Here is a 13,062-nt window from a genome sequence, read left to right as displayed (position 1 = left end):
ATGAGTGGGATTTCGGGGGTTTATCTAAAAGAAGCGGTTATTCCGGATAGATTATCAGTTTTAAAAATGCTAGATATTAATTCATCGAGAGGGAAAGATTATGTTCAAATACATGTTGAACCACATATTGGGTTAGGATTTACTGCTCTTAATTTAACACCTGAGTCGAAAGCTGAACAGCAACCATTCTCACATGAGGGAATTACGGTTGTTGCTGATGTTAGATTAGATCGTCGGGAACGGTTAATTAACAAATTAAACAAACTAGGGGTACGTGCTTCGATTTCCGAGTCAGATGTTAGTTTTATTTGGAAATCTTATAAGGCATGGGGGATTGAATTTCCGAAACATATCGTTGGAGAATTTTCATTTGTCATATGGGATTCAAAGCTGAATCGTTTATTTTGCGGTAGAGACTATCTAGGTTTCAGGCCCTTTTTCTACAAATTTAATGGTGCACAATTCGAATTCTCTAGTATGCTTGAAGGGTTGTTGAAGACAAAAAATAACCCAGTTAAGTGGAATAGGGACTATTTCGTTGAATATATTAGAGATCAAGGGTTTGTTAGATCGGAAAAAACCCCATATAAAGGGATTTTCAGATTACCGGCAGCACACACGCTTATTTTTCAGGGAGATAAACTAAGTGTAAGTAAATACTGGGATATCGATGAAGTTAAAGATATCAAGTATACTAATCATGGAGATTACATCGAAGAATTTCGGCATTTATTTTTCGAATCTGTAAGAGACTGTATGCGATCTAATTCACCTGTTTCAGTTTCTATGAGCGGAGGGCTCGATTCAACTAGTATTTTTTCTTCCGGATGCATTTTAAATCAAAGTGTAGCCGTTGACAATTTCTTTCCAGTTTCTCTGGTCTTTGATAAATATCCAGCAGATGATGAAAGAGAGTATATTAGATTAATCAACGAAAAGTACCAAATCCCTTCCCGTGAGGTTGTAGCAGATAATCTTTGGAGTTTTAAAAATTTCCCCAAAGACTCTCCTATTACAGCTGAACCATCTGTAAATGCCTCTACCTTCTGTGTGCAAGAAAGTGTATACTTGAAAGCGAAGGAACATGGAGCGAAAGTTGTACTAACGGGAGCAGGAGGGGATGAGGTTCTTTCAGGTAGCAATTTAGTCATTGCAGATTATATATGGAACCTCAAATGGGGTAGAGCTATGAAGAACGTTAAAAAATTGTCTCATGTTAGAGATGAACCATTCTTCACAAACCTTTTGAAATATGGAGTAAATCCACTGTTAGGCGGGACAAATACAAATACAAGTACATGGCTAGCAAAAGATATTCAGCAAGCTATTATTGATAAGAGAATAAGACGTGGTAAATTAGCTAGGGATAAGCAGGAATCTCAGATTATAACTAATATTACCCCGTACATTGATCAATATATAGCAGCACCAATGGGTATGGAAGCGAGACATCCGTTTCTTGATAAGGAACTAGTGGAATTTTTAATTGCGATTCCAATGGAGCAAAAAGTAGAAGGATCAATTAAAAAATTGATTTTAAAAAATGCAATGCAAGATATTTTACCCGAGCCTATTAGGAATCGTATAGACAAGACAGCGCACTACTCTGTGATTTACTCGGGTTTGCAAAAGGAGTGGTCTGAAATGACTAGAGCTTATGATAAAGGTTACTTGGCTGACCTTGGTATATTAGACCATGAAGATTTCAAGAAAGACATTAATCGGTGGCGGCAAGGGGATACAAGGGATATTGATCATCTGTGGACTGTTGCTACATTAGAATTATGGTTTTATCGATTAGATAAATAAGGTAACTTGGTTAGTTTGTATGCTGCTCCATCACTAACATTCATAGGGGGTAGGTTTAACAATGGATAAATTTATGAATGAGAACGATGAGTGTGATGATATTTGGGGTTCTTTTTTCAAGGATTATTCAAAGAGGTATGAATTGACTTATAGTAATTCACGGTTCATAATGTTAGCAGGGCTCTAAGGGAAAGGGGATATGGTTATATGAACATGATTCAGGTTCACAAAGTTTCTAAATCGTACGATCTAGGGGGCAACAAACTGAGTGTGTTGAAAGACATCAATTTAGAAGTGAAGCGAGGGGAATTTGTTAGCATCATGGGCCCGAGTGGATCAGGGAAGACAACCCTTTTGCAGTTGCTAGGGGGATTAGATACATCTACTGAGGGTAGTATTCGAATTGATGATCAGGAGTTGTCTGGTTTAAAAGAAAAAAATCTAGCTTTCTTTCGTCGAAAAAAGGTTGGGTTTATCTTTCAGCAGTTTAACTTGATTCCTGTTTTTAATGCAGAGGAAAATATAGCGTTACCGTTGATGTTAGATCATGTTCCTCAGAAAAAGGCGGTTTGCCAGGCAACTAAACTATTGCAGCTCGTTGGTCTGGAAGGGAAGGAGCAACATCTTCCAGCACAGTTATCTGGGGGACAACAACAAAGGGTTGCGATCGCTCGTGCTTTTGCTAATGAACCTGCGGTGATTTTGGCAGATGAACCTACAGGAGCACTCGACTCTGAGAACAGTAAAAACATTATCTATGCTTTAAGAAATGCATGTGATGAGTTGGGTCAGGCAGCTGTGGTGGTTACTCATGATCCGTTTGTCGCCGCACATGCAGACAAAGTGATTTTTTTGTTTGATGGAGAAGTGGCTTATGAGCATATAGAGCAAAAAGATTGGAAATCACGGGATGTTGGTCAGCAAGTTATGCAGATTCAATCGATTATGAATCGGCATTTTGCTGCAGGAGGGCAAAGTAATGAGCTGGACGATTAAGTATGCGATCAAATCGATTCGTCAAAACTTACTACGCACTTTCTTGATTGCATTAGGAGCTGCGTTAGGAGTTATGTTGGTAACGATGTTGTTGTTGGGAAATGATGCTGTAGAGGAAACCACTCACCAACAAGTTACAAGCCGCTATGGCGATTATGACTTGCAATTTGGTTATCATAAAAACAACCAGTATCTAAACGATCAGCAATTGCATCAGATAGAAGGTTTAGATGTGGCTGGAGATGTATCGAAAGTATTGATTCCCTATCCTCAAGCTAATCAACCTGAATTGGATGGGAAACCATCTTATTGGGGTGTGGAACCTGACTCACCCGATATGGCGTCTTTTGAGATCTCCAGCGGGCGATATCCAAAATCAGGTGCGGAGATGGCGATTACAGAATCTTATGCTGACAAGGAAAATATTGCGATTGACGATTCGATTCGTATGCCATTTCCTCCTTTTGGTGAGAAAAATGTAAAGGTGGTCGGCATCTTACAACCACCCGCCAGCGCTGCTATGGGCCACAGCGCCTATTTTCCTCTGGAATGGTTGCAAAATGAATTAAACTTACAAGATCAATTTAATCTAGTTCAAGTGAAATTATTTGATAGCAGCACGAAAGGGCTTATCGCTCATAATATTCATCAATCGATGGAAGAGGTAAAGATTGATCAACGTTCTTATATGGATAAAGAGTTTGGGCGTTTAAATGCCATGAAACCGTTGATTTTTAGTCTTGGTGGAATAGCGTTACTGGTGGTAGGTCTGTTAATCATGGGAAGTTTCTTTTTGTCGGTTCGTGCCCGTTATAAACAGTGGGCGGTACTACGAGCATTGGGAACTCGTTCGCGTCAAATCATGAGTGTAGTGTTAGTGGAGGCTTTCCTAGTGGGGGTTATTGGGTCACTTTTAGGGGTTGTACTCGGGATGGTAACACATCAAGTATCGATCCATTTTATCAGTGATTGGATGAACGTGGAAAGTACAAATCAAGGAATGTACACGATCTCTTGGAAATTGGTTCCCCTCATTTTCTTATTAGGGGTTTCTATGTCGATCTTAGGATCTATCATTCCAGCATTTATTATAAGAAAGATTCCTCCCGTACAAGCGCTCCGAACAGGAGTTTCTGTAAATCAACGAAAGGAAAAAACTGGGCGTATAGTAGGAATGTTCCTAACTGTTTTCGGGTTGATAATGGGGATGGGGGGATCACAGATTGAGAAAGTAGCAAATTTTAACCCTGGAATGATCGGGGCTACTTTGTTTGCTTTAGGACTGTTATTTGTTATTCCCAGTATGATCTGTTGGATCGTTCCGATAATGGATAGACTGTTTCGTCTCCTATTTCCGACTGAATCTTTTGTTAGCAGCCGAAATGTGATTCGTTATCGCTATAAAGCGAGTGTTTCTGTGGCAATTCTCGTCTTTGGTTTCATTTTGGCCGTTGCAGGAAATATTTATATGAACTCTATGGACGAAGGAATAAAGACAGGACTCCAAAAGAGCTTGCCTTCTGATTTAGTCATGCGTGTCCCAACTGAATCAAGGGAGATCGATTCCTTACCGTTTCAGTGGTTAGAGAAAATTAAAATGATAGATGGTGTCCAAGAAAGTTTAGCGGTCACTTCTGACTACGACTCCAAACTAGTCAATTATGACTTTACCAAAGCAGATCAAGAGTGGCTTCGGTATACTGAGAATCTCGGTGGTTCGCCCGAACAATTTGAGGTGGTTGGAACAGATCTCTCTATATTTGGGGAAATTTTCAATATTGAGGTGGTTACTGGAAGCCCACTATCTGCTTCCTTGAAAGATGGAAAGGGAGTCATCACAAAAGAGGTGTCTGACAGTCTCGGATTAAAAGTGAATGACACGGTTGTGATTCAATCTAAGAATAAGCCGGCTATGCCGGTGAAAGTAGTTTCAATTGTGAATCAAGATATGTTGCTAAAAAATAATTACATCCTCGTAGATGAAACATGGGCGAAAAAGCACTTTGCGATGAAAGGATATGAGTCGATCCAACTAAATACGGATTCTGAGGCCTCATTTGATAAAATTGAGAAACAAGTCAAATCGATCACTAAAGGGAATGACAATGTAGAAGTGATCAACAGTCATGATTTGTTGAAAGAACAACAACAATTAATTTCTCAGATGTTGGGGTTGATCTATATATTAGTAGGGATTGTTGTGATAATTTCAGGGATTGGACTGGTGAATGCGATCGTAGCTAGTTTACATGAGCGCCGTGCTGAAATCACCATGATTCGCGCTTTAGGAGCTAGCCCGGGGCAAATGATGAAAATCATATGGTTAGAAGGGGCATTCCTTGGTTTTATCGCAGGAGTGATCGGTAGTATTGGAGGTCTCCTGTTCAGTTATATGGTGATACCCAATCTTGATCTGACAATACAGTACATCCCGTATATGCAACTGCTTTTTCTTGTCTTCGTAGGTGCCGGTTTAGGAACGATCGCGTCATGTGTCGCTTCTGTGCAGCTTAGACATTTCCAAGTAAGTGATACTTTAAAAGAGTTAAGTTAGAATTCTACAGTGGACCCAGGATTTCGTGTCTGAGATCCTGGGTCCACTGTAGAAAATTGAAGATCGCCGCTGTTTCCGGATAGACGTCCCATTTTCGTTCATATAGTTGATTACATCAAGTTTATACTGAACCGGGTAATTTGTATAGCTCTTTGTAAACGCTTATTCACCGTGATATTGGTATTTCCTTACCCAGTATCGAAGCTGCCTGTTATCCATATCCACTTTTTCTGCGAGTGTTTTATTATACTGGATCCAGGATTTCAGACACGAAATTGGATGTATCTGGTTGCGATTATCGATTGGTATTCCCGCTATATCATCAGCTGGGAGCTTGATCAAGTGCTCGAGATGCCCTTTGTGCTGGAAGTAACAAAACGCGTTTTAGCCAAGACAACGCCCGAAATCATGAATAGTGATCAAGGCAGCCATTTCACCAGCCCACAGTTCACACAAATGCTTCTAGACCAGCAGATACAGATTAGCATGGACGGCAAGGGGCGCGCCTTGGATAATGTCATTATTGAACGATTTTGGCGCAATATCAAGTACGAGAAAATTTATTTGAATGAGTATGAATCTCCTCGATCTGTACGGCAGGGAGTACGAGAATATTGCCAGTACTACAATGAGGAGAGACCTCACCAGTCCCTGGGTGACGTGCCGCCAGAAAGATTATACTACCAAGAGTGACTGCATGTTCCTTTTGGAGAGGGGAAAGTGCGATCCTGTCGCGACTTGACATCGAGCCTCCTGCGGGCATGTTTCCTCCGCCAAGCGCCAAGCTATGGTGAAGTATTGGCTATACCAATTAGGCTAACAATGCCCGCCTCTCAATGTAAAGTCGCTTGAGTTGATTTTTATGAGATTTATGGGCGTTCCATACAAGCATCTGCCATTTCCCTGCCGGAATGAGAATTGATTCTCCCACGGCTATGCACGTTCAGTGGTGTTTCCACTCTTGGACGAACAACCTTATGAATTCAAAAATCGTGTCTTGACAATGGGGTCCATTTTATATATCCTTCATTCCCATTTAAATATTGATTGACTGCTTTCATTTTGTCATCACTTGTAAACTTAACCAATGAAAAAGCACCTCCAAATTTTAGACTTTGTCTAAGATTTGGGGTGCAGTTCCGTTTCCATACGGTTCAACCAAGCATCCGTCTACTGAGGTAACAAAGAAAAAACGCGGACGCCCGAAAAAAGGGGTAGAACCACTAGCGTTGCATAAAACTGCAAGTAGCAATTAAACTTACTAAATAGAATAAAAAGATATTTATTTTTTAAGCTGTAACGAAAAAAAGACAACCCTGAACAAAAGGTGGCGCTGTCCATTTGGTGATATTATGCAATTAACGAATTTGAGCAATATCAACAACGACAAAACTTACGTCATGGTTCTGACGACCGTCCTGCCTGTCCCTTTGTTAATGCCTGTGTCAATGTCGTCGCACATTGCCACAACGTCGCTTTTAACAAGTTACGAATTCGTTTTAGGCTCGCTTCACTGTTCGTTTTAAGCTGCAGAATCACATGCAAACACAAGCAATCAGTACACAGTAAATCTGATTTTGTACAGCTTCTTCAGTTTTTCCGTAGAAATGTTTAATCGTGACATTTTGCTTGATCCATTTGAAAAAAAGCTCGATCTTCCAGCGTGAGCGGTACATTTGACTAATCTCTTCGGCACTTACGTCAAAACGATTTGTGATGAGACGGAGGTCATTTCCTTGGGTATCCTGGACTTCAATCAACCGAAACTGATGTTTTGTTTTTGCTTTCTCGTGACCGACATACACCACTTTGTCACTTTGAACATCGGTTTCTTTCGCCAGAGGCAACGACTTAATTTCATGAATAACAGTATTCTTTTTCACCTTTGAAACAAACGTGTAACTGTCATCTGTCATTTGATCAAACATTTTGAAGTCCATGTACCCGCGATCAAACACATACGTTGCTTCATGGTCGTCTATCAGGACCTCCAATTGTCCGCGATCGTGGTCTTTTGCCGGGGTCATCGTCATTTTGTCAGGATAAACTTGGCCATTTTCCATGAACACGAGCCGTAAGTGCAGCTTCACACCAGATTTCGTTTTAGTGAATGTCGCCCACTTGAAGTCCTTTGCGTTCAGTGTGATGGTACTAGAATCAATGAGTTTCAAGGATTCACAGTGTCCTTTTTGGCGATGAAACCCTCGGATTTGCGCGACCAGGTCTGCGAATATCGTAGCCAATATTTCAGGATCTAGTTCACGATTCTTTCGAGACAATTGCGCAGCACTAATTGATTCAAGGCCGACTTTCTTTTGAAGGTCCTCGCTACAAAAGGCATCACTGATGGAGCGAAGTCCGTCAAATTTGTGCAATAGCGCATACAACATTGTTCGAATAAACTTCTCGGTCGTTAACTTTTTTGTGTAGTAATCTATCTTGTTTCCTTGTACCGGCTCATCTATCCCCATCTGGGAGAAGATTTTTTTCATATTAATCGGTGCAATCCATTTACCAAATGATGAAAGTGGTTTATAATTGTCCATGTTGTATCCTTTGTAGTTGGATTTGGACAGGAGACCACCTGTACTTCCAATTATAAAGGTTTTTTGTTTGATGTACAATATAAACTTATCATTTTGTACTCGTCACAACAGTACCAAACGAGTGGCAAGGAGAACCAGCTTGTCCTAAGCGTTTGCTTGAGCTTTACAAAGAGCAGATCAACATAGAGATGAACTTCCGTTTTCTCAAAAACCCTTTTTATATCGATGGTGTCTATGTCCATAAACCCGAGCGTGTTCAAGTACTGGACTACTTATTTCTTCTTGCGCTTGTCATTTATCGTGTCTTTCAACGACGCATTCGTCAACATATTACCACAGCGCGTCCAATGAAAGGAGCCGGTGGCCGAACGTTGAAAAACCTACAGAAGAAGCGATTTTTCAGCTATTTAAATACGTCCCAAGTGGTCGTCTTGACGTTACCAGACAATACAAAACGAAAGAATTTTTCGCGACCGCTTACCTATGAACAACAATGGGTGTTAAACGCGCTGGGCATGGACGAATCAATTTACCTATAAACAATTTGATACAGGACGGCCATGGAAAAAAATGTATTTATTCCATGGCTTTTCGAGCATAGTTAAACAAGATGGTAAAAAAAGGGATTTAATTTTTGGCTATTGTACCTCTTAACCCACATTCAGTACCCCTTGACCGCATAATAAATCATTTTAAAATCTCTATACATCAAGGGTTTGATGATTTTTACATCCTGTGTAAAAGATCCGAAATCCCTTAGAAACAGTTCATAACCTATGATTTGAGCTAAAAACCTACATTATTCATAGTTACCGCCCCAACAGGATTCAACCCACTGCCACATAAGTGTTTTTTAGCGCATAGATTTTCACCCAGTGGGTGAAAATCTATGCGCTAAAAAGTATACAAAAAGGGATTCCTCTGGTATGTTTAAGTTGCCACAAAAACCCACTAGGAGGAATCCCTTATGACAATCTTAACCGAAACCAGAACAACATTCAATCCTAAATTAAAAATCAGCGTATCCGATGAACACATCACGTCCGATGCAGGTATCCTTCTATATAAAGAGGCCGCACATCACCTTGAATACTTCACTCATTTACACGAAACTGTACACATTCCGGATCACCGCATGGATCCCGATCATACACATGAATCTGTGATGGAACAACTGATTTTCCAAGCCTTTGGCGGTTATCACACAGAATCTGCCGCAAAACAACTTGTTCATGATCCAGCCATGACGCAAGTGTTAGAAAAAGAAGCATTGGCAAGCCAATCGACCCTCACAAGAATGTATCAAGCCATCACACATGTATATGTTACTCTAAAAGTGAACCACAATCGCACTTTAAAAGTGAACCACCTCGGGAAAAATAATCCTACATGAAAATGTAGGGAGGACACAGGAGTGGTCACATTGGAAAGCAAGCAAGAGATCATCAAAATGCATATGGAGGGATTAAGTGAAAGAGAAATCACACGGCGAGTCAAGAAATCAAGAAACACGGTTCGAAAGTACATCAGTCAGTTCAAACAAAGCAAACAAGAAGACGTTCGAGACTTACCAATTCCAGAAGAAGTCTTAAGCACGCCAACGTACAAAAAACGCCGCAGCCCTAAACGAGTGCTGACAGAAAAAATAGCCCAGACGATCAGGGGTTACATCCAGGAAAACGAGTGGAAATGCGCGCACCGCATGCATAAACAACAAATGAAAGTCGTTGATATGCATGAATTGTTGCTCGAAGCGGGACATCAGATTGGCTATTCCACAGTCCGACAGTTTGTGAATAAAGAAATCACCAAGTCAAAAGAAGTGTTCATACGTAAGCACTGCAAACCCGGTGCTGAGATTGAATTTGATTGGGGAGAAGTGAAGCTTATGATCAATGGGGAACTAAAAAAGTACGCAATGGCTGTCTTCACCCTCGCCTACAGCAATTACCGCTACGCCCGATTGTACGAATCGGAGACGCAAATATGCGTCATGGACAGCCATGTGCGAATGATTGAGGAGATCCGCTTCATCCCGTCTGTCTTTACGTATGACAACATGAGAACCGTTGTGAAATCCTTTATTGGACAAGATCGCGCCATCACAGACAAGATGCAAGGCTTGGCCAATTACTATGGTTTTCACATCCGCTTATGCGCGCCGGGAAAAGGGAATGAGAAAGGGCATGTAGAACGGAGTGTTGAGTTCATTCGCCGAAAAGCCTTTTCCTCTGCATATACGTTCCTCACATTAGAAGAAGCGGGACGCCATTTAACGGCAACGTTGCAAAAATTAAATCAGCGCCAACATCATGAACATGGACAAGCGCATGAAACATTATGCGAGGAAGAAGCCAATGCCGCCAAGCCAGCCCCAACGCTCTTTGACATATCAGAATTAGGTGAATATCGCGTCGATAAATATAGCACGATCACGATTCGCAAAAACCACTACTCTGTTCCAGAAGGACATGTTGGCACATACATCAAAGCCAAAGTCGGCGCAGAAGACATTCGGCTGTTTGCGAACGGCGCATGTATAGCCAAACACAAACGAAACTGGGGATTGCATCAATGGGAAATGGACATCTATCACTATGTAAACACGCTGAAACAAAAACAAGGCGCCTTGCCACAGAGTGAATGTCTCAGGCAGGCACCACACAAAATCAAAAAGCTCTATAGCGATCATTATACAGGAAGAGAAAAAGAATTTCTAGTGCTTTTGACCCACGCACAAACGCAACACAATCTTGACCGTATCCTGGACGCTGTCAAGCAACTAGAAAAGATCTCACTTGCACTGAAAAGATTCTCTTCCTGTGTGGACAAACACAATTTGAAACCATATTGCCACAGGCATCTGATCATGATGAAACACTCATCCAAGCCCAAGAAAATATCGCAGCCTACGCAAACATCTTTAACCAGAACGAACAAAGGAGCCACATTTCATGAAGGACAAACAAACATTACTCGACCTATGCAAGGAACTACGACTACCAAGCATCGGCAAGATGGTACAAGAAGAAAGCTTCAACCATCAAGAACAAGCATTTGAGGCCCTTTCCCAAGCGCTTACACAAGAGAAAGCAGACCGCGCAGTGCGCGCCAAACAAGCACGCATACGCACAGCAAATTTCCCACAAAAGAAACTGCTAGAAGAACTGACAGAATCCGCCTTACCCGATCAAGCAAGGCAAAAGCTCAATTTTATTAAGTCAGGTCAGAATGTGATTCTAACAGGGTCGCCTGGAACAGGAAAAACGCATATTGCGACAGGGCTTGGGATTGAAGCATGTTTAGCGGGGTACAAAGTATTTTTCGCTACTGTCCCCTCTTTTATCAATCAGCTAAAAGAGCACCGTTCTGAGCGCACACTTCGTTCTTTCGAATTGAAATTCGAAAAATATGACCTCGTCATTATCGATGAACTCGGGTACATTTCTTTTGACAAAGAAGGCGCGGAACTATTGTTTACACACCTCTCTCTACGCGCCGGTAGAAAATCGACGATCATCACGAGCAATTTACCGTTTGTCAAATGGCAAGAAGTCTTTCATGACCCAGTGCTAACCGCCGCCTTGACTGATCGCCTCACCCATAAGTCTCACGTTGTGAATATGGTTGGTTCCTCGTACCGGATGTTAGAAACGCGTGACTGGATGCAAGAGAATCAGCAACAAGTGGTTCAGAATAACGCCGCCTTATAAAACAATTGTTGTAAATAAACCAAATTACATCGTAAGCGAAGAGATACAAAGACAAGCCTGTGTCCGCACCTCGTTAGGCTCCATCAGGCGAGTTGACGGGTGTGGGCGGGGTGCGCTGGCGGCAGCGCGATCTTGACTGACGTCTCTGATGACAAAAGCAGCTGTCCCTTCGCTCGAAAGCACTGGCAGTTTTGCGTGTTACACTGGTCATCCGCTCGAGACGCGTTTCAGTGTGTCATCAGGCGCTGTCGCTCGGTCGGTCCATTTGTAAGAACACGCAAAATGGCTTTGTGCAAGGGAAAAGGGTAGGGGTTTTTTGAGTGGGTTTCTCAAAAAAACACAACCCGGCCCTTGCACAAAGCCAAGCCCCTTTGCGGTCGTGAGCTGGGTCAAAAATTTACTGAAGGTGGTTCACTTTTAAATTGCGAAATGGTTCACTTTTAAGTTGCGAAATACAATCACACCTGAAAACATTGAGGAGATGGGCGAATTCCTGCTCCAATCAAGCCTCAATGTCATGAAAGACCGAAATCAAGAACAAATGACGATTGACCTTGATTCTACATACTTTGAAACATACGGAAATCAAGAAAATCGCGGCTTCAGCGGTCATTACAAAATAATGGGCTACCATCCATTACTTGCTTTTGATGGAGAAACAGGCCTTTGTCTTGGTGCGATAAACCGTTCCGGAGAAAAATACACGTCAAACGGCGCACCCGCCATGTGTGCACATATCATTGATCAAGCAAAAAAAGCCCTCCCGGATTTGCGCATGCTTGTACGTGGAGACAGCGGTTTTGCCATTCCTGAATTGTATGATGTCTGTGAAGAAAAGGGTGTAGACTATGTCATTCGCTTAAAATCCAACAGCACCTTACACGATAAAGCAGAAGCGCTTCGTCCAACTCCTGACCAAAGTAAAAGTCACGAAGTGCGCTATAAAGAGTGTGTCTACAAAGCCCGGTCTTGGCCCTATGCTCGCCGTGTGATCATTCGTTATGAGCGCGTTCCCAGCGAATTGCTTTTCAAGCATACGTTCCTCGTGACAAATATCAAAGCTGAACCGACAGACGTGTTCTCTTTATATAAGCAACGCGGTGAAATGGAACTCTTTATCAAAGAAGCAAAGAACGATTTCGGTTGTAAATATATGCGGAGCCATTATTTCATCTCAAACTGCGCACGTATGATGATTTCACTTATCGCTTATAACTTACATGTCTCAGTAAAAGTGTTACTCGCTCCTCCATCCGTCAAACCTTACCGAATGGGGACCTTTCGTTCGCTCTTTCTCAAGGTTGGCGCAAAGCTCACAAAATCTGGACGTTATCTTCATCTGAAGCTATCTGCGTCTTTCGTCCACCAAAAAGCCTTTTTTGAAATGCTCAGAAACATCCAATCATGGCGCCACCGCCACCGAGTGGCTTAATGTGCCATTAAG

The 13,062-nt window shown here is 41.8% G+C and carries 7 protein-coding genes and 4 pseudogenes; 9 read left to right on the top strand and 2 right to left on the bottom strand.

What is annotated here, in order from left to right; all coding sequences use genetic code 11:
• The 3 genes from NSQ26_RS08045 (at nt 1) to NSQ26_RS08035 (ending at nt 5,359) form a co-directional block, all read left to right on the top strand.
• On the top strand, nt 1-1,809 hold the full coding sequence (locus NSQ26_RS08045; protein ID WP_499717786.1) for an asparagine synthetase B family protein: 1,809 nt from the start codon (nt 1-3) through the stop codon (nt 1,807-1,809).
• A gap of 207 nt (nt 1,810-2,016) precedes the next feature.
• Nucleotides 2,017-2,805, top strand: a complete 789-nt coding sequence (locus tag NSQ26_RS08040) for an ABC transporter ATP-binding protein (protein ID WP_499717785.1) — start codon at nt 2,017-2,019, stop codon at nt 2,803-2,805.
• The gene (locus NSQ26_RS08035) at nt 2,789-5,359 is read left to right on the top strand and encodes an ABC transporter permease (RefSeq protein ID WP_499717784.1); all 2,571 of its coding nucleotides are present in this window, start codon (nt 2,789-2,791) and stop codon (nt 5,357-5,359) included. The genes NSQ26_RS08040 and NSQ26_RS08035 overlap by 17 nt, the downstream gene beginning before the upstream one ends.
• 55 nt (nt 5,360-5,414) lie before the next feature.
• Here the strand turns inward: NSQ26_RS08035 and NSQ26_RS08030 are convergent.
• Nucleotides 5,415-5,563: pseudogene (locus NSQ26_RS08030) on the bottom strand (IS3 family transposase); the annotation flags it as partial.
• Nucleotides 5,564-5,638: 75 nt separating this feature from the next.
• Between NSQ26_RS08030 and NSQ26_RS08025 the strand changes: the two are divergent.
• Nucleotides 5,639-6,052, top strand: a complete 414-nt coding sequence (locus NSQ26_RS08025) for a transposase (RefSeq protein WP_499717783.1) — start codon at nt 5,639-5,641, stop codon at nt 6,050-6,052.
• Nucleotides 6,053-6,757: 705 nt separating this feature from the next.
• Here NSQ26_RS08025 and NSQ26_RS08020 read toward each other — a convergent pair.
• Nucleotides 6,758-7,905: pseudogene (locus tag NSQ26_RS08020) on the bottom strand (IS4 family transposase).
• A 92-nt stretch (nt 7,906-7,997) separates the two neighbouring features.
• Here NSQ26_RS08020 and NSQ26_RS08015 point away from each other — a divergent pair.
• From NSQ26_RS08015 to NSQ26_RS07995, 5 genes and pseudogenes are all read left to right on the top strand, one after another.
• Nucleotides 7,998-8,444, top strand: a pseudogene (locus tag NSQ26_RS08015) (IS1634 family transposase); the annotation flags it as partial.
• A 428-nt stretch (nt 8,445-8,872) separates the two neighbouring features.
• The gene (locus NSQ26_RS08010) at nt 8,873-9,298 is read left to right on the top strand and encodes a transposase (protein ID WP_499717782.1); all 426 of its coding nucleotides are present in this window, start codon (nt 8,873-8,875) and stop codon (nt 9,296-9,298) included.
• 30 nt (nt 9,299-9,328) lie between these two features.
• Nucleotides 9,329-10,863 (top strand): annotated as a pseudogene (gene istA, locus NSQ26_RS08005) (IS21 family transposase).
• Nucleotides 10,860-11,618, top strand: a complete 759-nt coding sequence (gene istB, locus NSQ26_RS08000) for an IS21-like element helper ATPase IstB (RefSeq protein WP_499717781.1) — start codon at nt 10,860-10,862, stop codon at nt 11,616-11,618. Before istA ends, istB begins: the two are co-directional and overlap by 4 nt.
• A gap of 445 nt (nt 11,619-12,063) precedes the next feature.
• A complete protein-coding gene (locus NSQ26_RS07995) occupies nt 12,064-13,050 on the top strand; it encodes an IS1380 family transposase (protein WP_499717780.1) in 987 nt (328 codons plus the stop codon).
• Nucleotides 13,051-13,062: the final 12 nt, after the last annotated feature.

The sequence above is a fragment of the Bacillus sp. FSL W7-1360 genome (genome assembly GCF_038592975.1).
GTDB classification, from domain to species: domain Bacteria; phylum Bacillota; class Bacilli; order Bacillales; family Bacillaceae_D; genus Shouchella; species Shouchella lonarensis.
The sequence above is the reverse complement of the archived record's forward strand: the minus strand, read 5'-3'. Positions and strand labels throughout refer to the sequence as shown.